Source organism: uncultured Flavobacterium sp. (assembly GCF_963975005.1).
Lineage (GTDB): Bacteria > Bacteroidota > Bacteroidia > Flavobacteriales > Flavobacteriaceae > Flavobacterium.
Map to the genome: position 1 here is coordinate 1 of NZ_CAXBFR010000040.1, position 22,430 is coordinate 22,430.

Consider the following 22,430-nt stretch of genomic DNA (forward strand, 5'->3'; position numbering starts at 1 on the left):
AGTGAATTTTGCTATGAAAGGTGAAGCGGTTGCAAGTGGTTCTGAACATGCTGACAACGTTGCTCCTTGCCTATTAGGTGGGTTTACTTTAATTCGTGGATACGAACCTTTAGATATAATCCAAATTAAAAGTCCTAGCGAATTATTTGCTGTTGTGCTGCATCCACATATTGAAGTCAAAACTTCTGATGCAAGAGCTGTAATTCAACCAATGATTCCATTAAAATTAGCGATTACTCAAACCGGAAATTTAGGTGGATTAATTGCGGGTTTGTATACTGATGATTATGATTTGATTGGACGTTCTTTAAAAGATGTTTTAGTAGAGCCTTTTAGAAAATACTTGATTCCCAATTTTGATGAAGTTAAGAATGCTGCTTTACAAAACGGTGCTTTAGGTGCTGGAATTTCAGGTGCTGGTCCATCTATTTTTGCTCTTTGCAAAGGAAAAGAAAGTGCTAAAAAAGTTGCTAAAGCAATGAAAGAAAGTTATTCATCTACTGGAATTGAGTTTGATATTCATGTTTCTAAAGTGAATTCTAAAGGTACAGTAACAATATAATTTAGCAACACAGATTTAAGAAATCAGAGAAATTTACACAGAAAAATTTCTAAGATTTCTTGAATTTCTTTAATCTGTGTTCCAAAAAAACAAAAAATGAAATTTTACAGTCTAAAAAATAAAAACCACCTAGTTACTTTTGAACAAGCAGTCATCAACGGATTAGCTCCAGATAAAGGATTGTATTTTCCAGAGAGTTTATCTAAATTAAGTGATGAATTTTATGAAAATATTGAAAACCTTTCTAATCAAGAAATTGCTTTTCAAGTGATTCAACAATTTATAGGTGATGAAATTCCTGAAGAAGAATTAAAACGAATTGTTGATGAAACATTATCTTTTGATTTTCCTTTAGTAAAGATTGAAGAAAAAATTTATTCATTAGAATTATTTCATGGTCCAACAATGGCTTTTAAAGATGTTGGAGCAAGATTCATGTCGAGATGTTTGGCTTATTTTAATCGCAATAAAGATCTACAAAATACGGTTTTAGTTGCGACTTCTGGTGATACTGGCGGTGCTGTTGCTAGTGGTTTTTTGGGTGTAAAAGGTGTAAAAGTCATCATCCTTTATCCTTCTGGAAAAGTGAGTAACATTCAAGAAAAACAATTGACTACGTTAGGTCAAAACATTACAGCTCTTGAAGTTGATGGTGTTTTTGATGATTGTCAAGATATGGTTAAGAAAGCTTTTTTAGATGAAGATTTGAAAGCTTTTAATCTTACATCAGCAAATTCTATAAATATTGCTCGTTGGTTGCCACAAATGTTCTATTTTTTCTTTGCTTACAAAGAACTAAAGAAATTCAACAAACCTTTAATAGTTTCATGTCCAAGTGGAAATTTTGGAAATATTTGTGCTGGAATTTTGGCTAAAAAAATAGGCTTGCCTCTCTCCCATTTTGTGGCTTCTACAAATTCAAATGACACGGTTCCTAGATTTTTGAAAGATGGAAATTATGAACCAAAACCTTCTTTAGCGACCATTTCGAATGCGATGGATGTTGGAAATCCAAGTAATTTTGTTCGTATTCAAGAAATGTATGGAAATGATTTAAAGGAGTTTGAAAAAGACTTTTCTTCGTATTCTTTTACAGATGAAGAAACAAAAGTGGCAATGAAAACTGTTTATGATTCCTTTGGATATGTGACTGAACCTCATGGTGCTGTTGGATATTTGGGCTTGAAAAAGGAAATGCAAAATAAATCGGAAAGTATTGGTTTTATATTGGAAACAGCTCACCCAATTAAGTTTTTAGATGAAGTTGAACCTTTATTAAATATTAAACTTCCTATTCCTATACAGATTGAAGGTGTTATAAACAAAGAGAAAGTGAGTATTAAAATTTCGAATTATGAAGAATTTAAAATTTTTTTGAACCGTTAAGACATTTAGTTTCATCTAGGTTTTACTAAATTTTCTTAATATCTAAATGGTTCAATTTTTTTCAAAATATTATTTAATAACGAGATGCCCTAGCCCTGATAGGAATGGAAATACTTTTCTTTTTTTCTTTAAAAAAGAAAAGATTGCAATGGATAGCAGGAAATAGCTTCAAATTAATAATTTTTCAATAAATTCGCATCACAATATTAAATATACTCTAAAAATGAAAAATACAGCTTTATCACACATTCACGAAAGTTTAGGAGCAAAAATGGTTCCTTTTGCAGGTTTTAATATGCCTGTGCAATATGAAGGAATTAATGTAGAACACGAAATCGTAAGGACTGGTGTTGGTGTTTTTGACGTTTCGCACATGGGTGAATTTTTGTTAAGCGGTGAAAATGCTTTGGCTTTGATTCAGAAAGCATCTTCTAACGACGCTTCTACGCTTGAAATCGGAAAAGCACAATATTCTTGCTTGCCAAATAATGATGGTGGAATTGTGGATGATTTAATCATTTATAAAATTAAAGAAGAGCAATATTTATTGGTTGTAAATGCTTCTAACATTGAAAAAGATTGGAATTGGATTTCGTCTCACAATAATTTAGGTGTTGATATGAAGGATTTATCGGAAGATTATTCTTTGTTGGCCATTCAAGGACCAAAAGCTGTTGAAGCAATGCAATCCTTGACTTCGGTTGATTTATCTCAAATAAAATATTATCATTTTGAAGTTTCAGATTTTGCTGGAATTGAAAATGTAATTATTTCTGCAACTGGTTATACTGGTTCAGGTGGATTTGAAATTTATTGTAAAAATTCTGAAGTTGAACAAATTTGGACAAAAGTGTTTGAAGCTGGTGCTGCTTTTGGAATTAAGCCAATCGGTTTAGCTGCAAGAGATACATTGCGTTTAGAAATGGGATTCTGTTTATACGGAAATGATATTAACGATACTACTTCGCCTTTAGAAGCTGGTTTAGGTTGGATTACGAAATTCACCAAAGATTTCACAAATTCGGAAAACTTAAAAGCTCAAAAAGAGGCTGGTGTGACTCGCAAGTTAGTTGGTTTTGAAATGGTTGATAGAGGAATTCCACGTCACGATTACGAAATTGTTGATGCTGATGGTAACATTATTGGAATTGTAACTTCTGGAACACAAGCACCCTCATTGGGAATTGCTATTGGAATGGGTTATGTAACTATAGCGTTTTCAACTCCAGATTCTGAAATTTATATTAGAATTAGAAATAAAGATATTAAAGCAAAGGTTGTGAAAATACCTTTTTATAAAAAGTAAACTATTGAAAAAACTATTATTTTTAATTTTCCCAATAGTTATATTTGGACAAACTAACAAAAATGCTTGTGAAACTTTATTTCAAATTAATAAAGTCATTCAAGAGCAACATTATAAGCCAAAAGCTTTAAATGATAGTTTGTCCAAATTTGTTTTTACTACCTTTTTAGATGAATTGGATGAAAATAATCGTCTTTTTTTGGCTGCAGAAATTGATGTTCTAAAAAAGCATAAATACAAAATAGATGATTATATTATTGCTAAAGATTGTCAGTTTTTACATGATATATTCATGGTTTATTCAGCAGCTTTAGTTAGAAATAAAAAGATTTATGAACAAATTGAAAAAGAACTTATTTCTTTTGAAAGTTTAGAAACTATTCAATTTGCAAAACACCCATTTCCATATGTTTTAAATGAATTAGAATTAAAGAAAAGGATGAAAAAATCAATTCTTTTTCAAATTCTTAAGAATGTAGCTGAAACCAGTAAAAATAAAGATTCATTAGTTAATAATTTTTCTAAACTTACCCTAGAATCAAAGAAAAAGGTTATTGAAATTAATAAATGTAAAATTGCTGAATTAAATTTGAGTCAAGATGAATTTAATGCAAAATTTATAAATACATTTTGTTCATATTTTGATCCACATACATCTTTTTTTTCAAATGAAGAGAAAACAAGCTATTTATCTGGTGTGAGTTCTAATAATCTTTCATTTGGATTATTACTTTCTTTAAATGAAAATGAAGAAATTATTATTGAAAATATAATTCCAGGTAGTTCTGCCTATTTTTCAGAAAAAATTGAGAATGGTGATCAAATCATTAAAATTAATTCTAACAAAGAATCCATTGAAATTTCTTGTGCTACAAAAGATAAAGTTGAAACAATTTTTAGCTCAAATGAAATCAAAAAAGCTGAATTTACAATTAGAAAAAAAAGCGGATATATATATAAAGTTAATTTAGATAAAAAAGAAATGACTAATTATAGTACTTCACTTTATAGTTTTATCCTTAAAAAAGGAGCAAAGAAAGTTGGCTATGTAAAGATTCCGAGTTTTTATGGTGAAATTGGTTCCGGACAAACAAATGTGAGTGATGATTTAGCAAAAGAAATTTACAAATTAAAGAAAGATGATATTGATGGCTTAATCATTGATGTTCAAAACAATGGTGGTGGTTCAATGATTGAAGCTATTAACTTAACAGGAATGTTCATCGATATTGGACCAGTTGCAATTTTGAATGACCAACAAAATAAAAATGAAACAATTAGAGATCCAAATAGAGGTTCAATATATAATGGACCACTTGTTGTTTTAGTTAATGCATATTCTGCTTCAGCAAGTGAGTTTTTTGCAAATGCTATTCAAGATTATAACAGAGGTATTGTTGTTGGAAATAAGACCCGTGGAAAAGCTTCCATGCAAACTATTTTGCCTGTGAATGATGCATTTCTGAAAATAACAATTGAAGGTTTTTATAGAATTACTGGGAAAAGCAATCAAGGAATGGGTTTATTTCCAGATGTTGAAATTCCGTTTTTATTTGACAATCAAATTGAACGCGAATATCAGGCACCTAATGCATTAGAATATCAAGAAATAGTTCCAAAAATGAGGTTTGCACTATTTAGTAATCCTAAAAGAGAAGAAGCTATATCTAAAAGTATTGTAAGGATTGAGGAAAACAATGAAGCAAGAAAAATTAAGGCAATGAATGATAAAATAGAAACACTATTTGATTTTAATTTCGATCCAATTCCATTAAATTTTAATGATGTGTTTAATGAAGTTGAAAAAAGTAATTCTATATGGCAAGAAATAAAGGAGATTAGTGAAACAGAATTTCCAATTGAAATTGAACAAAGTCAAGTTGAAATAGAATACCAACAATTTGATGAATTTGTAAAAAGTAGTAATTTAGAAAAAATAAGAGCTATTCAAAGTAATTTACATATTTTTGAAGCGATGAACATTATAAACGATTTAACCCAATAAAATACTTATGAAACTAAAATTATCTTTTTTAGTACTTTTAATACATTTTGGTACAGTAGCTCAAGAATTTAAAACACCTCTTGATTATTTAATCTATATTGGTAAAGAACAAGATTTAATTGCCAAAAGCACTTGGAAATATACCAAAGCAGTGGCACACTCAAAAAGTGCTAGACGAATTGACAATACTAGAAAACAATTAGTGACAAGTATTCAAAATGCTTCTAAAAAGATAAATGCAATTAAAGATGGCTATAAAGGTGATCAAGAATATAAAAATCAAATTTTAGATTATTTAAGTATTGTTGAAAAAAATATTAATGAAGAATACGAAAAAATAATTGACATGCAAGAAGTAGCAGAGCAATCTTATGATTTAATGGAAGCTTATATATTGACAAGAGATTTAGTAAACGAGCGGCTTGATAAAGAACAAGAAAAAGTAATAGCTGCTCAAAAATCGTTTGCTATAAAATACAATATAACAATATCTGAAGACAAATCAGAATTAGGAAAAAAGATGGAAAAGTCTAATGAGGTATTTAAATATAAAACTGAACTTTATTTAATTTTCTTTAAAGTTTACATAACGGATTCTTATCTTTCTGTAGCAATTGAAAACAAAGATTTGCAAGCCATTGAGCAAAATAAAAATGCCCTTATTCAATATGCGGTTGAAGGATTAGAGAAGATAAAGTTGATAAAGGCATATGACAACGATAGTTCAATTTTAAATGCTACAAAAAAAACATTAGAATATTTTAAAAACGAAGGAGAAGGTTATGCTCCTAAAGTCACCAATTTTATAATGTTCAACGATAAATTTGACAACGCTAGAAAAACTTTAGAAAGTAAAAAACAAAACGATCGAACTAAAGAAGAAGTTGATAATTACAATCTAATGGTTAAACAAGTTAATAGCGAAATTAACGCCTACAACAAAGAAAATAATGCTAATTTCCAAAACAAAAATAAAGCCATAACTAATTGGAATATCGTTTCAGAAAATTTTGTTTCTAAACATGTTCCTGTTGATTAAATAAAACTATTAATAAAACTTAAATCAATTTTGGTTAAGACTTTTAATTAATTTGGTCTGTATTTAAGAAGCTATTTTAATTAAATCGTTTAGTGTTATTGGTTTAGATAAAAAACCTTTAATACAAGTGTTTTTTTCCGCTTTTAATTTGTCATCAATCGCAATTGATGAACTTGATATAAATATACTTGTTTTTTTTTCTTCAAAGTTTTGTTTAAAAACACTAATTTCTGACATAAATGTCCATCCATCCATTATTGGCATTTCTATATCTAAAAGTATAATATCTGGTAATTGTTCTTTTTTATTCAAAACATCTTTTATAGCTAAAAATGCTTCTTCACCATTTGAAAATATTTCAACATTTTCAAATATTTCAGCTTTTGAAATTAATTTTTTAACAATAATTTTAAAAATAGAATCGTCATCTATTATCCATATTGATTTTTTTTTCATAAAATATAGATTTTAAAAGTAGTTCCTACATTGAGTTCACTTTGTACTGTTATATTACCGCCCATTGCTTCTACTTGGTTTTTAGTAATAAACAATCCTAATCCTCTAGAGTCTTCATAATTACTAAAAGTCTTGTACATACCAAAAATTTTGTTTTTATATTTTTCTAAATCTATTCCTATACCATTATCAGTAATCTCTAAAATTTTTGATTCATTCTCTTTGTAATATTTTATTGTAATAAAGGAGTCTGTTTCTTTATTACTATATCGAATTGCGTTAGAAATAATATTATAAAGGATACTTTCCATATATGCTGGATTATAATTAATTTCTACATCAGCAGCGACTAAGTTATTAAAGGTTATGTTGTTTGAAACAATTTGTCCTGATAAGATTTTCTTTGCTTTTTTTATATATTTAGATAAATCTATTTTTTCTATACTTAAAGTTATATTGGTCTGAATATTTACAACTTCATTTAAATTTGTCATTGTATCGTTTAAAGAATTAGATACCGATTTTAATAATCCAATCATTTCTTCTTTTTCATCATTACTTTCAGCAGTTTCTATCAAACCTATCAAAGAACTAATATTACTTGTATGGGATCGTAAATTATGTGATACAATATACGAAAAATTTAACAAGCGTTTGTTTTGCTCAGAAACTAGATTAAAAGATTTTTTTAAATCTTTCTGATTTTCTTTATGCCTTGTAATGTTAATCATAATTCCTCGTAAACTAACCGATTCATTATTTTCTAATACAATATTTACTATATCTCTCAGCCAAACAACAGAACCGTCTTTTGCAACCATACGGTATTCAAAATCATGGTCTTCATTGTTTTCTGTTTTTTCTGAACAAAAGCTAATTACACTTTCTTTGTCTTCGGGATAAATATGATCTTGCCAAAAGGTTTTGCATGTAAGCCATTCTTCTGCTGTATAACCAAGTATATTTTTTACCTTTTTACTTATGAAAGTGAATTCAAATGTTTTTGCATCACATTCCCAAACTATTCCATCAATTGTATTAATTAAAGATTCTATCCTTTCTTGAGAATTTAAAATAATTTTTTCGGCTGTTTTTCTTTCAGTTATGTCTTCATTCGATACTATGATACGTCCCAATGAATTTTCATATCCTCTAATAACATTCCACCTTAAATCAATGTTACTAATTTCATTTTCAGAATTTTTTATGATTGTATCTATCACATATTCTGTATCTCCTTGAGTTATAGCTATGATTTGGTCTTTAAAATCATTAAAAGAAATATCATTAAATAAATCGGATTTACTTTTAACTAATTCTTCGTTATTATTGACTTTATATAAATTAAAACACGCTTTGTTAGCATTATTGTGAATAATTAAACTATGAACTTTATTAACTTCAGTGGGGTTATTGTCAAAATAGGCTCTAACGATTTCAATATTTTGTCCCATTAAATTGGTTTTCTCCAAGTATAATTTAACCTTTGAAAAATCCTCTTCTCTTAAAGGTAAAGGAGAATCTTCAAATAAACTTTTAAAGTGATCTTCATTTCTTTTGATTAAAGACTCTTGTTCTTTTTTCAAAGTAATATCTTCTACAATTGAAATAGCTGATGTTTCGTTTGTAACATCAGCAGTTAACATTAAAGGAGCAACATTTAGTTTAACCCAAATTATTTCACCATTTTTTTTAAAATATCTTTTTTCTAATGAATACTGATTTATGGTTCCTTTTTTTATTTTTTTTACATTTTGCACATCAACATTTAAATCATCGGGATGAGTTATTGATTGAAAATCTTTTGATTTCATTTCAGATTGTGTATATCCTAAAAGTGAACAAAATTTTTCATTTATCTCAATAAACTTACCAGTTTTTAAATCAACATTTGCAATTCCTACGGCAGCTTGCTCGAATATTGTTTTGAATTTTAATTCGCTATTAATTAATTTATTAGCTTGTTCATGAACTAATTGTTGCAGCTGCTCTGGTTTTTTTAATAATAAAATTGTAAAAAAACCAAACATAAATGCCAATAACAATCCTAATATTATATTGAAAATTAATTTTTGAACTAAAGTATTAGCCTTTTTATCTATTAGGTATAAATTCCAATCTCCATCAGGTATATAACTGTAGACATAATTATGTTTTGTTCTTTTTATAGTTTTAGGTAAGAAAAAATCTTCTTTTTGAGTAATTGGATTTTTCTTTGACAATTGAAATTCATATTTTTCATTATTAACAGAATTGATTCCAGAAGTAATTAATAATTTATCTAATCGAATAACTACAGCAGAAAATCCCCAAAATTTGTTTTTTAAATAAACAGGAAGTCTTCCTACAATTCCTTGTCCTCCTTGAGTTAATTCAAAAGGACCAGCAAAATACATTTTTTGGTTTTCAATGGATTTTAGTGCTTCCTTTTGGAATAATTTTGAACTCAATATATCTAAATTCATTGCAGCTTCATTTCCCTTCATTGGATAAATGTATTTAATAACTCCGTTTGGAACCATCTGAACTGCATTAATACTGTTGTTTGATTTTAAAAGACGTTCACCTATAGAATTAAAATCTTGCGGAATTCCTTCTTCATTTATTGTTAAAGCTAAAGAAAGAGTTGTTGTATAACAATTTTTAAGTGATTGATCAATATTTTGAGAAACTACATTTAGCATATTTCTCATTTCAACCTTTTTGTTCTCATTGTCAATTTCGTTTTGTTGAAAAGCAATGTAAGTAAATATTAAACTCAAACTAATAAAAACCAATAAGCCCGAAGTTTTTGGTTTATTAAAAAACCAATTAATTAATTTATAGACATTAGCAATTACTTTCATTTACTCTTTATAGGAAATTAAGCATTAAATATAATAAAATTATTCAGTTTAATAACCACACTCTGTGTTAAAAAAAGACCTATTCATTAAATTTTAAAATAATTAACTTGCTAATTTATATAAATTATAAAATAATGGTTTATTGTTTAACTAATTTTGATATTGAATCTAAAAAAATTATTTTTGCAGTGTTTAAAACAATATTGAAATGGGTAGAGCATTCGAATTTAGAAAAGCACGAAAAATGAAACGTTGGTCAGCAATGGCAAAAACGTTTACACGTATAGGAAAAGATATCGTAATGGCAGTAAAAGAAGGTGGACCTAATCCGGAAGCCAACTCTCGTTTGCGTGCTGTTATGCAAAATGCTAAATCGGCAAACATGCCAAAAGATAACGTAGAGCGTGCTATCAAAAAAGCAACAGATAAAGATACTGCAGATTATAAAGAAGTTTTATTTGAAGGGTATGCTCCTCACGGAATAGCCATTTTAATTGAAACAGCTACAGACAACAACAATAGAACGGTAGCAAATATTAGAAGTTATTTCAATAAATGTAATGGAACTTTTGGAACTCAAGGTTCGGTTGAATTTATGTTTGATCATACTTGTAATTTTAGAATTCCAGCTGAAGGACAAGATTTAGAAGAATTAGAATTAGAATTGATAGATTTTGGTGTAGAAGAAATTTTTGAAGACGAAGATGGAATTCTAATGTATGCTCCTTTTGAAAGCTTTGGTGCTCTACAAAAAGAATTAGAATCTAGAGAATTAGAAATACTATCGTCTGGATTTGAAAGAATTCCTCAAGTAACAAAAGAACTTACTCCAGAAGAAGCTGCTGATGTTGAAAAATTACTTGAAAAAATTGAAGAAGATGATGATGTTATGAATGTTTATCATAGCATGCAGGAATAATTTTTAATATTATAGAATTTACTTTTATAATTAATTTAAAAAAAATGCTTGGAAATATTCTGCAAGAAAAGTAAAACTCTTAGGGTATTTTTAATGAAATCTTTTTATACAATATAGTAGACTACATTAAATTTTATGTACTATTGCTAAGGTATTATTATAATTTCCTTAATGTTTCATGAAAAATATCCCAAAAAAGTTCATAATATCATTGATAATAATTCTGATTGTTGTTGCAATATATTTTTTCTTTAAAAAAGATAAGTCCTACGAGTACATAATTGATTCTGATAAGTATGAAGTAGATCAATCCTTACTGTTAAAACCAAAAAACGGTAAAGAAAATGTGATTTATGATCTTAAAAAATTGGATTCAGCAATCTTTGAAAAAGATTTATCTATATCATCTCAAGTCAAAGTTTTTGATTACAAAAGATATGTATATGAAGCATTTGTTAACGATTACGAAAAGGCACACAAATATGCTGATTCTGCTATTTCCTTAATATCTGGAAAAGATCCCTCAATTTACAAGGATGAATATGCCATTGCTTATCTATGTAAAGGTGATGTTTTTTATAGTCAAGAACAATTTAATGAAGCTTTTGCCTATTATTATAAAGCCAAACAATTAGGATTAGGTTATTTTGATAATTGTTTAAATTCTGAATACAGCTATAGAATTGCAATGATTTATTATAAACAGGGATCATATGAAGATGCAAAAGATAATTTTATTAATGCATTTAAAGATTCTGAAAGTTGTCCGGATATATTAGATAATTACCACAGAAGGCAACAAGTTCTCTCCAACACTGGACTAAGTTATTTTCAACTTAAAGATTATGATAATGCAGAGCGTTATTATAAATTGGCATTAAAATTTATAATTGCAAATTCAAAGAAATTCCCAACTCAGGTTAGAAAACATAATGAGGCATTAGGCGTTGTATATGGAAATCTGGGTAAGGTCTATTTACAGAAAGAAGAATATGCTAAATCAAAAATTATTTTAAGAAAAGATATAAAAATAAATCTTTCTCGTGGTAATGATATTAAACATGCACAATCAAGTTATTTGAGTCTGGTAGAAATTCTTTTAAAAGAAGAAAAACTTGATAGTGCTTATTTAATGTTAAACGATTTAAAGATTAGCTTAGATACCATAAGTTCACAAAAAGATGAAGCAAATTGGAATAAACTAATGTCTTCTTACCATGATAAAAAAAATAATATTCCACAAGCCTATAATTATTTACAAAAATATCTAATTAAAAAAGAAGACACCTTTTTAAATAGCTCACCTATCAGTAATGTTGATTTAAAAAAGCAATATGATTTATTTGAACAACAACACAATCTTGAAATACTTCAGACAGAAAATAAGGTTAAAAACCTTTATCTATTTATTACCATTATGATAGTAGTAACTGTGATTATTTTATTAATTTTCATCTGGTCCAACTGGAAAGAATCAAAAAAAAATATTCATAAATTAAGTAAATTAAACAACACTATTTTATCTCAAAACATGGAACTTGAAAATGCTTTCGGCATAATAACTGAAAGTAGTAAAGAAAAAGAAAAACTACTAAATTTGGTTGTACATGATTTAAGAACTCCTATTGCATCCTTATCTTTAATGGTCGAATTAATCTTAGATGAGAAAGATGAAAATGAACGAAAAGAATTAACGGATTTAATGAAAATAGCATGTGGCAACGCTTTAAATCTTATAAGTGAAACTTTAGAGTCAAACAAAAATGTTATTAAATTAACTCCAAAAAACACCATTATTGTAAATGATTATTTATTAGAATGTATAGCTTTATTAAAGATATTAGCCGATGAAAAACAAATTGTTTTAGATTTAGTCCTTCCTAAAGAAAAGATTATTAGCAATATAAATACCGAAAAAATTAAAAGAGTTATAAATAATCTTGTCAGTAATGCTATAAAATTTAGTGCAAAAGAAACAACTATAAAAATTGATGTTGTTATTAAAAATGATAGTCTTCTAATTTCTATTAAAGATCAAGGAATTGGTATTGAAAAAAATAAAATAGAGCGAATATTTGAATTGGAATCCTCTGAATATAAACGTGCTGGTACTGATGGAGAAGAATCTTTCGGTCTTGGTTTACCTTTTTGCAAGCAAGCGATTGAAGAACTTAATGGAACAATTTGGGCTCAAAGTACTGTTGGAAAAGGGAGTACGTTTTTCATTAAGATACCTTTGAAATAAAAAAACATTAACCAATTCTCAATCCATTTTCAACTGGTTTATCTGAAGATAGAAGAACAACTTCTTTACCATTTCCAATTGAACCTAAAAGGAGACATTCACTCCAAAAATTTCCAATTTGTTTTTTTGGAAAGTTTACTACAGCTACTATTTGTTTACCGACTAATTCATCTTTTGAATATTTTTGTTTGATTTGAGCAGAAGTTTTCTTCACACCTATTTCTATACCAAAATCAATATGTATTTGATAAGCAGGATTTCTTGCTTTAGGAAAATCATTCACTTCTAGAATTGTTCCAATTCGCATTTCAATTTTTTCAAAATCAGACCAAGTTAATTCGTTTTGCATTTTATTCTGAACTTGTTTCAGAATCTTTTCAATAAAGACTCTGAGTTATTAATTAATTCAAAAATAAGAATTTCTTGTAACCTTTTATCAATCTTTCCGTATAACTATAAAGAAATTACAATAAGAAAATTCCAAAATCCAATTTAAAAAAAGAAAAATGTCATTAACTCCATCTAATATGTTGCCTTTAGGAACAAAAGCTCCAAATTTTAAATTACAAGCTTCTAACTTTAACAGAAAAATTTCTTTTGAAGAAGTAAAAGGCAATAAAGGAACTTTAGTTATTTTTATATGTAATCATTGTCCATTTGTACTTCATGTTATTGAAGAAATTGTAATGATAGCAAATGATTATAGAGTTCAAGGAATTGGAGTTGTAGCGATTTCAAGTAATGATATAATAAATTACCCTCAAGATTCACCTGAAAAAATGGCTGACTTTGTGCTTAAACATAAAATTGATTTTCCGTATTTATATGATGAATCCCAAGAAGTTGCAAAAGCCTATGATGCAGCTTGTACACCAGATTTTTACTTATTCGACAGTCAAGATAAATTAATTTATAGAGGACAACTAGATGATTCAAGACCTGGGAATGAATTTTCAATAAGTGGCAACGATTTAAGAAATGCAATTGATAGTGTGGTTTACAATCGTCATTTAAATGATGTGCAGAAACCTAGTATTGGTTGTAATATTAAGTGGAAATAATTCCAGTTGGCAGTGATCAATGTTCAGTGTTCAATTGCATTCGTTTTAAAAACAAAGGTTAATTACAATTTGAAAATCAATTTATTATATTTTATTTATTTAACAAATAATTGCTGAATACTTGCATTTACCTAGTGCTAACTACTTTTCTTCCATAACAACATCTATAGGACTATTACTTCTTGGTCCAAATTTTCGAGCTTGTTTTTCGTTTTCACTAGAACATAGAATATACAAATTGAAACTATTTAATTCAATTGTTTGAGGCTTGAATTTTCCCGTTAAATCTTCAACTTTAATATTATAATTTTCAGCAGGAAATGTATTGGTAATAGAAAGTAAATAATTGTCTTTGGCATAAGGAAAAAACCAACGTTCTTTTGCACCTTCTTTACTAATTAAATAGTTTTTAGTAAAAAGCATAGGTTTATTTCCGTCTTTCCAACTTAGAGAGTTGTTTGTATTTATTACTTCTTTGCCTTCTTTATCTACAACTGTAATTTTTATGTTATCTAAATTAACAGTTTTACCATTTTCATGGACATCAACTACTAAATAGGACGTAAAATCAAATCCACAATGTTGAATCTGACTGAAAGAGATGAAAGAAAAAAGAAGAAAGACGAAAGAAAATAGATTTTTCATGGATTGTATGATAATAATTGTAAAAATACAAAATCAAGAATAATACCAGTTATTTTTAAAAATAAAAAAATCCCGAAGAATTAGTTTTTCGGGATTTTTATATAAATATTAGTCAGTTACTAATTCTACTGAACACTATAAACTGAGCACTGAATACTATTTCACTTTCATCAACTCAACGTCGAAAATCAAAGTTGCATCTGGTGGAATAACTCCTCCAGCACCTTGAGAACCATATCCTAAGTAAGAAGGAATCACAAAACGAGCTTTATCGCCAACTTTTAATAAAGCAATACCTTCATCCCAACCAGAAATAACTTGCCCAACTCCTAATTGAAAATCAATAGGGTTTTTTCTTTTGTATGATGAATCAAAAACTTGCCCGTTTTCCAATGAACCCTCATAATGTACAGAAACTGTTTTTCCTTTTTCAGCTTGTGTTCCATTCCCTTTTTGAATCATTTTGTAACGTAAACCACTTTCTGTTTTATCAAAACCAGCAGCTAATTTTTCCATAGCTTCTTCAGCCATTCTTTTTTGTTCAACAATTCTTTTTTCACGAGAACCTTCAAAAGTTCTAAACGCTTCAATAGCATTCCAATTTTTAGCCTCATCACCTTCTCTAATGATTTCTACAGATTCAATGATATCACCTTGAGCAATTTCATTGACAATATCCATTCCTTCAATAACATGTCCAAAAATAGTATGCTTGTTATCTAACCAATTTGTTGGTACGTGTGTAATGAAAAACTGAGATCCATTTGTTCCTGGTCCTGCATTAGCCATTGATAAAACACCAGGCTTATCATGTTTTAGTTCAGGATGAAACTCATCATCAAATTTATAACCAGCATCACCAGTTCCGGTTCCTAATGGACAACCTGCTTGAACCATAAAATCAGGAATCACTCTGTGAAATTTGATACCATCATAAAAAGGTTCACCCATTTTTCTAAAGTTGTTTTCTAACTGTCCTTCAGCTAAACCAACAAAGTTACCAACTGTTCCAGGAGTTTTATCATGAGTTAACTTTACAATAATACTTCCTTTAGTTGTATTAAATTTTGCGTAAATTCCGTCTTGCATTTTTTTTGAATTTAAATTATTGCACAAAATTAGTCATTTTATTAGACATAAAAAACTTCTAAATCAGAACAAATTCTTAAAGTTGAATCCGTAATTTATAATTAATTTAAGGTTTTAATTACTTTAAAGAACTATTTAATTTTTAATTTTACTGTAAATAAAAATTAGACTAAAATGGAAAATTTAAAAGGTAAAAAAGCAATTATCACAGGAGGAAGCAGAGGACTTGGAAAAGCTACTGCCCTAGCCTTTGCAAAAGAAGGAATCGATGTTGCCATTACTGGAAGAAATGAAAAAAGTTTGCAAGAAACGGTTTCAGAATTAAAGGCTTTAGGTGTAAATGCTACTTATGCTTCTTTTAACATAGGCATTTATGAAGAGGTTCAAAAAGGAATAAAACAAATAATTAATGATTTTGGAAGTGTAGACATTTTAGTAAATAATGCTGGAGTTGCTGCTTTTGGGTCTTTAAATGAAATGAAAGTGGATCAATGGTCAGAAATCATTCAAACCAATGTAATGGGAATGTATTTTGTGACAAAAGAAGTACTTCCTTATTTAATTGATAAAAATGAAGGTGACATTTTTAATGTTTCTTCAACTGCTGGTTTGACTGGAAATGCTAATACTTCAGCATATTCAGCCTCAAAGTTTGCTGTAATTGGAATGTCAGAATCATTGATGAAAGAAGTGCGTAAAAACAACATTAGAGTTTGCACTTTAACTCCAAGTACAATCGCTTCTGATATGTCAATTGAATTAGGAATCGCCAATAAAAACTCTGAAGATTCAGTTTTACAACCAGATGATTTTGCTGAATTAATTGTTGCTGGATTAAAATTACCAAGAAGAGCTATGTTAAAAGGAGCTTCACTATGGTCAACAAATCCATAAGCTTTAAAAAACATATTAATTTGGAAGCGTTATTTATTTGAAGTAAATTGTTCCAAATTAAAACACAAGCTATATGAGTATCAATAATTATAAAAATGTAAATAAACAGACATGGAATAATAAAGTCGATATTCATGTAGCTTCTGATTTTTATAATGTTTCAGATTTCTTAAAAGGTAAAAACTCAGTTCCTCAAATTGATTTAGAACTTTTAGGTAATATCAAAGGAAAGAGCATATTACATTTACAATGTCATTTTGGACAAGACACGCTGTCTTTAGCAAGACTTGGAGCCAAATGCACAGGTGTAGATTTATCAGACAAAGCTATTGAAAAAGCAAAACAATTAAATAATGAACTTAATTTAGATGCAAAATTCATTTGTTGTGATGTATACGAAACTCCAAATCACATAGATGAAAAATTTGATATTGTTTACACCAGTTACGGAACAATTGGTTGGTTGCCTGATTTGGATAAATGGGCAAAAGTGATTTCGCATTTCTTAAAACCAAATGGAAAGTTAGTTTTTGTAGAATTTCATCCTGTTGTTTGGATGTTTGATGATGATTTTACCAAAATTAAACACCATTATCATAACGAAAAACCAATCCTAGAAGAATACACAGGAACTTATGCAGATCAAAATGCAGATATAAAAACAGATTACATAGGTTGGAATCATTCCCTTTCAGAAGTTTTTAAATCTTTGATAAATAATGGTTTACAAATAGAACACTTTGAAGAATATGATTATTCTAATTACAATTGTTTCAATGAAACCATAGAATTCGAACCCAATAAATTTAGAATAAAGCATTTGGAAAATAAAATTCCGATGATGTATAGTTTGGTGGGAAGAAAGGTTTGAACCATATTAGATATTCAGATTAATTAAGATTTTCTTAATTAATCTGAATATCTTAATGGTTAGTTTGTAACTTTACAACTTTTAACTTTGCAACTACAAAAAAATGCGAATTGACATCATAACCGTTTTACCTGATTTACTTAGAAGTCCGTTTGAAGGCTCTATAATGAAAAGAGCTATCGAGAAGGAATTGGTAGAAGTGCATTTTCACAATTTAAGAGATTACACAACCAACAGACAAAAAAGTGTAGATGACTATCAATATGGTGGTGGAGCAGGAATGGTAATGAACATTCAGCCAATTGATGATTGTATTTTAGATTTAAAATCGCAAAGAGCATACGATGAAATCATATACATGACTCCTGATGGTTCAACTTTGAATCAAAAAATGGCAAATTCAATGTCCTTGTATGGAAACATTATTATTTTATGTGGTCATTATAAAGGGGTAGATCAACGTGTTCGTGATTTACACATTACTAAAGAAATCTCGATTGGAGATTATGTTCTTTCTGGTGGAGAAATTGGAGCTATCGTTTTTTGCGATGCCATTATTCGCTTAATTCCAGGTGTTTTATCCGATGAAACTTCAGCATTGACTGATAGTTTTCAGGATAATTTACTCTCTCCTCCTATTTATACTAGACCTGCTGAATATAAAGGAATGAAAGTTCCAGATATTCTATTAAGCGGAAACTTCGCTAAAATTGAAGAATGGAGAGAAGAAAAAGCACTAGAACACACCAAAAATAGACGACCAGATTTGTTGGAAGAATAGATTACTCGATTGTTAGATTATTAGATTTTTCGAACCATCGAATAATCAAACTATCGAATAATCGTAAAAAACTCATAATTTATATTTCATAATTCATAATTATTTTCTACTTTTGCACCCATATTTGACCAACCTCTGACGATACTCGTGTATGTTGCTTAGATTCAACAAGTTATTTATATTATTATGTCAAATTTAGTTGATTTCGTTAATAGCGAATTTGTTACAAAAAAAGATTTCCCTGATTTTAGTGCTGGAGATACTATCACTGTGTACTATGAAATTAAAGAGGGTGAAAAAACTAGAACTCAGTTTTTCAAAGGAGTTGTAATCCAAAGAAGAGGTTCTGGAGCTACTGAAACTTTTACAATTCGTAAAATGTCAGGTTCTGTAGGTGTTGAGCGTATCTTCCCTATCAACTTGCCAGCTTTACAAAAAGTTGAAGTTAACCAAAGAGGTAAAGTTCGTAGAGCAAGAATTTTCTACTTTAGAGAACTTACTGGTAAAAAAGCAAAAATTAAAGAAAGAAGATACAAAAACTAGTATCCAAAATTCTCATAATAAAGTCTCAATTTCGATTGAGACTTTTTTTTGTCAAATTTTTATTTGCTTAATTATTAAATTCATAATTTAAATTGTTTTAATTTCGAATTTAGCAATTCAAACGATTTCGCGGTAATCCTACCTATAATAGCATCAAATTTCTTATATTTGCGTGGCTCAAAAATATTTGAATCTTTTAAATTACATTGAGTTTCATACTATTTCATAACTAAAACAACATTTTTCATGTCTAACAAATCAAAAATATTTTATACTATTACTGATGAGGCTCCTATGTTGGCAACACATTCTTTTTTGCCAATTGTACAAGCTTTTTCTAAACCTGCAAACATTGATTTAGAAACAAGAGATATCTCTTTAGCAGGAAGAATTTTATCAAATTTTCCAGAATATTTAAAAGAAGACCAAAAAGTTGCTGATGCACTTTCAGAATTAGGTCAATTAGCTACAAAACCAGAAGCTAATATCATAAAATTACCAAATATTTCGGCTTCTGTTCCTCAATTAAAAGAAGCAATATATGAATTACAATCTCAAGGTTACGCAATTCCTAATTTTCCAGAAGAAACGAATTCAGACGAACAAAAAGCTATTAAAGCTACATACGCTAAAGTATTAGGTTCTGCTGTAAATCCGGTTTTACGCGAAGGAAATTCAGATAGACGTGCCCCAAAAGCCGTTAAAAATTATGCAAAAGCTCATCCACATTCAATGGGTGCGTGGTCATCAGACTCAAAAACACACGTTTCTCATATGGAAAGTGGCGACTTTTATGGTACTGAAAAAGCAGTTACTATAAAAGATGCTGGAAGTTTTTCAATTGAATTTGAAGGTGCTAACGGTATAACTAAAACATTAAAAGGAAATTCTCCGTTATTGGCTGGTGAAGTTATTGATTCATCTGTAATCAATATGAATTCATTAAAGAAATTCATCGCAGAACAAGTTGCTGATGCTAAAGCAAAAGGTGTTTTGTTTTCTGTGCACTTAAAAGCAACGATGATGAAAGTTTCTGATCCTTTAATTTTTGGAGCTTTTGTAGAAGTTTTCTTTGCTAATGTTTTTGCTAAATATGCTGATTTATTTGATGAATTAGGTGTTGATACTAAAAACGGTTTAGGTGATGTTTACGATAAAATTCAAGGTCATGCTAAGCAAGCTGAAGTTGAAGCTGCTCTAACTGCTGCTATCGAAAATGGTCCAGCTTTAGCCATGGTGAATTCAGATAAAGGAATTACTAACTTACACGTTCCTTCTGACGTGATTATTGATGCTTCAATGCCTGCAATGATTCGTAACTCAGGAAAAATGTGGAATAAAGAAGGAAAATCTCAAGATACTAAAGCAATTATTCCAGACAGATGTTACGCAGGAATATATCAAGCTACTATTGATTTTTGTAAAGAAAATGGTGCATTAGACCCAAAAACTATGGGAAGTGTTCCTAATGTTGGTTTAATGGCTCAAAAAGCTGAAGAATATGGTTCACATGACAAAACGTTTCAAATCGCTGCAAATGGTACTGTAAAGGTAAAAGATGCTAACGGAAAGGTAATTATGGAACAAGCAGTTGAAACTGGAGACATTTTTAGAATGTGTCAAGTTAAAGACGCTCCAATTCAAGACTGGGTAAAATTAGCAGTAAATAGAGCAAGAGCAACTGGTGTTCCGACTGTATTTTGGTTAGACAATAAAAGAGCTCACGACAGACAAATTATAGAAAAAGTAAATTTATACTTAAAAGACCATGATACTAACGGATTAGACATTCGTATAATGAATCCAGATGAAGCTACTAAGTTTTCTTTAGAACGAATTGTAAAAGGTTTAGATACTATATCAGTTACAGGAAATGTTTTACGTGATTATTTAACTGACTTGTTTCCAATTTTAGAAGTTGGAACATCTGCTAAAATGTTATCAATAGTTCCTTTAATGAATGGTGGTGGATTATTTGAAACTGGCGCAGGTGGATCAGCTCCAAAACATATCGAACAATTTATCGAAGAAGGTTATTTACGTTGGGATTCATTAGGTGAATTCTTGGCTTTAGGTGTTTCTTATGAGCATTTAGGTTTAACTTTCAACAATCCAAAAGCTTTAGTTTTATCGGAAACTTTAGACGTAGCTACGGAATTGTTTTTGCAAAATGATAAATCTCCAGCACGAAAACTTGGAAGTATTGACAATAGAGGTTCACATTTCTATTTAGCTTTATATTGGGCACAAGCTTTAGCTAAACAAGATAAAGATGCTGAATTAAAAGCTATCTTCACTCCTATAGCTATTGATTTAAGTGCAAATGAATCAAAAATTAATGAAGAGTTAATTGCCGCTCAAGGAAAACGTCAAGAAATTGGTGGTTATTATCATCCAAATTTTGAATTAACGGATAAAGCCATGAGACCAAGTGCTACATTTAATGGTATTTTAGCAAAGTTGAAATAATTCATATAAAAACAAAAAACGTCCTAAGAAATTAGGACGTTTTTTGTTTTATGTTTTGTTTGTGCTTTATTCTTCCTTTTTATCTTCTTTCAAAGCATCATCTTCTTTTGCTTTGTCATCTGTTTTATTCATAATAATTAAACTCGCTTTAACTCCTGTATTCAAATTCCATTCGCTAGCCGTTATTTGTTTTCCAAATTCATCAAACACTACAAATGCAGCTGTATTTGGTCCAGAAGTTCCTTGATTTAAAGCTACAAAGTCAATATGATTACTACCTTTTTCTAAACTAATAAAAAAGGTTTTATAGCCAGCTTCTAGCAAAACACTCTGAACAGCAACTTTATCATTCACTAAAATTGAAACTACGTCTCCATCAGGTTCTTGATGATCGCGACACATTATTTTTAACAAATTTGTCTCTACAGTAAATTCACCTAAATATTGTGTTTTTTGATTTCCAGTAGTGGCTTCTTTTAATCTGTCATTTAAAGCGCTTTTTCTATCTTCATCAAAATCATACCCTTTATCTTTTTGAAACATTATTGGTTGCACTTTTTCCTCTTTTTTGAAAGTAAATTTCTTTAAATAAACATCATCTTTTTTGGTTAAAATACTTTTATAACCAATAGTTGCTTTAGGTTCTTCAACTTTAGGTTTATCATTACTAGTTGGAATCTTATAATTTTCTAACTTTAATTCACCCGATTTTTTAGGAACTTCTCTTTGTCCTTGCATGGTGAATGTAATTAAAAATAGAAAAACTATTGAAAGTGAAGTCCGCATTTTTGCTTTTTATTTATGTAAAATTAAAAAATATTTCTGCAATTAACCACAAATTAACATTTGATAAAGAATAATTTAGAATAATATTATCAAATTTGTAAATCAAAATTTATGCCATGTTATTTAGACGATTTATTTCTCTATTTCTTTTATTGTTTACAATATTTTCATCAGCTCAAGAAAAATTTACCTTAAGTGGTGTAATTTCAGATGAAAAAACTAATGAAACATTAATAGGTGTTTCTATAATTATTGAAGAATTAAGAACTGGAACTTCTACTAATGAATATGGATTTTACTCTATTACTCTTCCTAAAGGACTTTATACAGTTCGAATTAGTTATTTAGGTTATAAAGAAATTAAAACTACAATTGATTTAAACCAAAATATTAAAAATAACTTTTTAATTATTGAAAGTGAAGAAGTTTTAAATGAAATAGTTTTGGTAGATAATCCTAACAAAATCAATATAAAAAGTCCCGAAATGAGTGTTAATAAACTTTCTATTAATACTATAAAACAAATG

The 22,430-nt window shown here is 28.8% G+C and carries 20 protein-coding genes; 14 read left to right on the plus strand and 6 right to left on the minus strand.

Annotation, left to right across the window (positions count from 1 at the left end; translation table 11 throughout):
• The 5 genes from AACZ53_RS06660 to AACZ53_RS06680 form a co-directional block, all read left to right on the plus strand.
• Positions 1-562, plus strand: a 562-nt coding sequence (locus tag AACZ53_RS06660) for a homoserine kinase (protein ID WP_339836158.1), incomplete at its 5' end; no start/stop codon positions are given.
• A 96-nt stretch (positions 563-658) separates the two neighbouring features.
• Positions 659-1,948: a threonine synthase gene (thrC, locus tag AACZ53_RS06665; RefSeq protein ID WP_339836161.1), complete on the plus strand. Its 1,290-nt coding sequence runs from the start codon at positions 659-661 to the stop codon at positions 1,946-1,948.
• A gap of 223 nt (positions 1,949-2,171) precedes the next feature.
• Positions 2,172-3,254, plus strand: a complete 1,083-nt coding sequence (gene gcvT / locus AACZ53_RS06670) for a glycine cleavage system aminomethyltransferase GcvT (protein ID WP_339836164.1) — start codon at positions 2,172-2,174, stop codon at positions 3,252-3,254.
• 4 nt (positions 3,255-3,258) lie between these two features.
• Positions 3,259-5,259 carry a S41 family peptidase gene (locus AACZ53_RS06675; protein WP_339836167.1) on the plus strand — a complete coding sequence of 667 codons (2,001 nt, stop codon included), beginning with the start codon at positions 3,259-3,261 and terminating at the stop codon, positions 5,257-5,259.
• Positions 5,260-5,266: 7 nt separating this feature from the next.
• On the plus strand, positions 5,267-6,298 hold the full coding sequence (locus AACZ53_RS06680) for a hypothetical protein (protein ID WP_339836170.1): 1,032 nt from the start codon (positions 5,267-5,269) through the stop codon (positions 6,296-6,298).
• A gap of 63 nt (positions 6,299-6,361) precedes the next feature.
• Here the strand turns inward: AACZ53_RS06680 and AACZ53_RS06685 are convergent, their stop codons facing one another.
• Both AACZ53_RS06685 and AACZ53_RS06690 read right to left on the minus strand, forming a co-directional pair.
• Entirely contained in the window at positions 6,362-6,754 is a 393-nt protein-coding gene (locus AACZ53_RS06685; RefSeq protein ID WP_339836172.1) for a response regulator, read from the minus strand.
• Positions 6,751-9,600: a PAS domain S-box protein gene (locus tag AACZ53_RS06690; protein ID WP_339836174.1), complete on the minus strand. Its 2,850-nt coding sequence runs from the start codon at positions 9,598-9,600 to the stop codon at positions 6,751-6,753. Before AACZ53_RS06690 ends, AACZ53_RS06685 begins: the two co-directional genes overlap by 4 nt.
• A gap of 208 nt (positions 9,601-9,808) precedes the next feature.
• On the opposite strand from AACZ53_RS06690, the gene AACZ53_RS06695 reads away from it, so the two are divergent.
• Together AACZ53_RS06695 and AACZ53_RS06700 are read left to right on the plus strand one after the other, a co-directional pair.
• Positions 9,809-10,519, plus strand: coding sequence for a YebC/PmpR family DNA-binding transcriptional regulator (locus AACZ53_RS06695; RefSeq protein ID WP_339836177.1), 711 nt, complete (start codon positions 9,809-9,811; stop codon positions 10,517-10,519).
• Positions 10,520-10,730: 211 nt separating this feature from the next.
• Positions 10,731-12,764, plus strand: a complete 2,034-nt coding sequence (locus AACZ53_RS06700) for a tetratricopeptide repeat-containing sensor histidine kinase (RefSeq protein ID WP_339836179.1) — start codon at positions 10,731-10,733, stop codon at positions 12,762-12,764.
• Between the two features lie 7 nt (positions 12,765-12,771).
• Here AACZ53_RS06700 and AACZ53_RS06705 read toward each other — a convergent pair whose 3' ends face one another.
• Positions 12,772-13,113: a tRNA-binding protein gene (locus AACZ53_RS06705; RefSeq protein WP_339836182.1), complete on the minus strand. Its 342-nt coding sequence runs from the start codon at positions 13,111-13,113 to the stop codon at positions 12,772-12,774.
• A 157-nt stretch (positions 13,114-13,270) separates the two neighbouring features.
• Here AACZ53_RS06705 and AACZ53_RS06710 point away from each other — a divergent pair, with 157 nt between their 5' ends.
• Positions 13,271-13,825, plus strand: a complete 555-nt coding sequence (locus tag AACZ53_RS06710) for a thioredoxin family protein (RefSeq protein WP_339836185.1) — start codon at positions 13,271-13,273, stop codon at positions 13,823-13,825.
• 141 nt (positions 13,826-13,966) lie between these two features.
• Here the strand turns inward: AACZ53_RS06710 and AACZ53_RS06715 are convergent, their stop codons facing one another.
• Complete coding sequence (locus AACZ53_RS06715; protein WP_339836189.1) at positions 13,967-14,470, minus strand: hypothetical protein; 504 nt, start codon at positions 14,468-14,470, stop codon at positions 13,967-13,969.
• 156 nt (positions 14,471-14,626) lie between these two features.
• Complete coding sequence (locus AACZ53_RS06720) at positions 14,627-15,559, minus strand: peptidylprolyl isomerase (RefSeq protein WP_339836192.1); 933 nt, start codon at positions 15,557-15,559, stop codon at positions 14,627-14,629.
• 174 nt (positions 15,560-15,733) lie between these two features.
• On the opposite strand from AACZ53_RS06720, the gene AACZ53_RS06725 reads away from it, so the two are divergent.
• The 5 genes from AACZ53_RS06725 to AACZ53_RS06745 all read left to right on the plus strand — a co-directional run bounded on the left by AACZ53_RS06725 (position 15,734) and on the right by AACZ53_RS06745 (position 21,117).
• Entirely contained in the window at positions 15,734-16,453 is a 720-nt protein-coding gene (locus AACZ53_RS06725) for a 3-ketoacyl-ACP reductase (protein ID WP_339836195.1), read from the plus strand.
• 73 nt (positions 16,454-16,526) lie between these two features.
• Entirely contained in the window at positions 16,527-17,324 is a 798-nt protein-coding gene (locus AACZ53_RS06730; RefSeq protein ID WP_339836198.1) for a class I SAM-dependent methyltransferase, read from the plus strand.
• 103 nt (positions 17,325-17,427) lie between these two features.
• Positions 17,428-18,105, plus strand: coding sequence for a tRNA (guanosine(37)-N1)-methyltransferase TrmD (gene trmD, locus AACZ53_RS06735; RefSeq protein WP_339836201.1), 678 nt, complete (start codon positions 17,428-17,430; stop codon positions 18,103-18,105).
• A 186-nt stretch (positions 18,106-18,291) separates the two neighbouring features.
• Positions 18,292-18,648 carry a 50S ribosomal protein L19 gene (gene rplS / locus AACZ53_RS06740; RefSeq protein WP_026715866.1) on the plus strand — a complete coding sequence of 119 codons (357 nt, stop codon included), beginning with the start codon at positions 18,292-18,294 and terminating at the stop codon, positions 18,646-18,648.
• Between the two features lie 246 nt (positions 18,649-18,894).
• Entirely contained in the window at positions 18,895-21,117 is a 2,223-nt protein-coding gene (locus AACZ53_RS06745) for an NADP-dependent isocitrate dehydrogenase (protein WP_339836205.1), read from the plus strand.
• 66 nt (positions 21,118-21,183) lie between these two features.
• Here the strand turns inward: AACZ53_RS06745 and AACZ53_RS06750 are convergent, their stop codons facing one another.
• Entirely contained in the window at positions 21,184-21,903 is a 720-nt protein-coding gene (locus AACZ53_RS06750) for a hypothetical protein (protein WP_339836207.1), read from the minus strand.
• Between the two features lie 116 nt (positions 21,904-22,019).
• On the opposite strand from AACZ53_RS06750, the gene AACZ53_RS06755 reads away from it, so the two are divergent.
• A partial coding sequence (locus AACZ53_RS06755; protein WP_339836209.1) for a carboxypeptidase-like regulatory domain-containing protein occupies positions 22,020-22,430 on the plus strand: 411 nt, incomplete at its 3' end.

What these genes read in the sequence shown, in the direction of transcription:
- AACZ53_RS06690 (WP_339836174.1), bottom strand. Translation starts at nt 9,600, where the DNA reads ATGAAAGTAATTGCTAATGTCTATAAATTAATTAATTGGTTTTTTAAT.
- AACZ53_RS06725 (WP_339836195.1), top strand. Translation starts at nt 15,734, where the DNA reads ATGGAAAATTTAAAAGGTAAAAAAGCAATTATCACAGGAGGAAGCAGA.
- AACZ53_RS06685 (WP_339836172.1), bottom strand. Translation starts at nt 6,754, where the DNA reads ATGAAAAAAAAATCAATATGGATAATAGATGACGATTCTATTTTTAAA.
- AACZ53_RS06730 (WP_339836198.1), top strand. Translation starts at nt 16,527, where the DNA reads ATGAGTATCAATAATTATAAAAATGTAAATAAACAGACATGGAATAAT.
- AACZ53_RS06680 (WP_339836170.1), top strand. Translation starts at nt 5,267, where the DNA reads ATGAAACTAAAATTATCTTTTTTAGTACTTTTAATACATTTTGGTACA.
- AACZ53_RS06720 (WP_339836192.1), bottom strand. Translation starts at nt 15,559, where the DNA reads ATGCAAGACGGAATTTACGCAAAATTTAATACAACTAAAGGAAGTATT.
- AACZ53_RS06715 (WP_339836189.1), bottom strand. Translation starts at nt 14,470, where the DNA reads ATGAAAAATCTATTTTCTTTCGTCTTTCTTCTTTTTTCTTTCATCTCT.
- trmD (WP_339836201.1), top strand. Translation starts at nt 17,428, where the DNA reads ATGCGAATTGACATCATAACCGTTTTACCTGATTTACTTAGAAGTCCG.
- AACZ53_RS06705 (WP_339836182.1), bottom strand. Translation starts at nt 13,113, where the DNA reads ATGCAAAACGAATTAACTTGGTCTGATTTTGAAAAAATTGAAATGCGA.
- gcvT (WP_339836164.1), top strand. Translation starts at nt 2,172, where the DNA reads ATGAAAAATACAGCTTTATCACACATTCACGAAAGTTTAGGAGCAAAA.
- AACZ53_RS06750 (WP_339836207.1), bottom strand. Translation starts at nt 21,903, where the DNA reads ATGCGGACTTCACTTTCAATAGTTTTTCTATTTTTAATTACATTCACC.
- rplS (WP_026715866.1), top strand. Translation starts at nt 18,292, where the DNA reads ATGTCAAATTTAGTTGATTTCGTTAATAGCGAATTTGTTACAAAAAAA.
- AACZ53_RS06745 (WP_339836205.1), top strand. Translation starts at nt 18,895, where the DNA reads ATGTCTAACAAATCAAAAATATTTTATACTATTACTGATGAGGCTCCT.
- AACZ53_RS06695 (WP_339836177.1), top strand. Translation starts at nt 9,809, where the DNA reads ATGGGTAGAGCATTCGAATTTAGAAAAGCACGAAAAATGAAACGTTGG.
- AACZ53_RS06710 (WP_339836185.1), top strand. Translation starts at nt 13,271, where the DNA reads ATGTCATTAACTCCATCTAATATGTTGCCTTTAGGAACAAAAGCTCCA.
- thrC (WP_339836161.1), top strand. Translation starts at nt 659, where the DNA reads ATGAAATTTTACAGTCTAAAAAATAAAAACCACCTAGTTACTTTTGAA.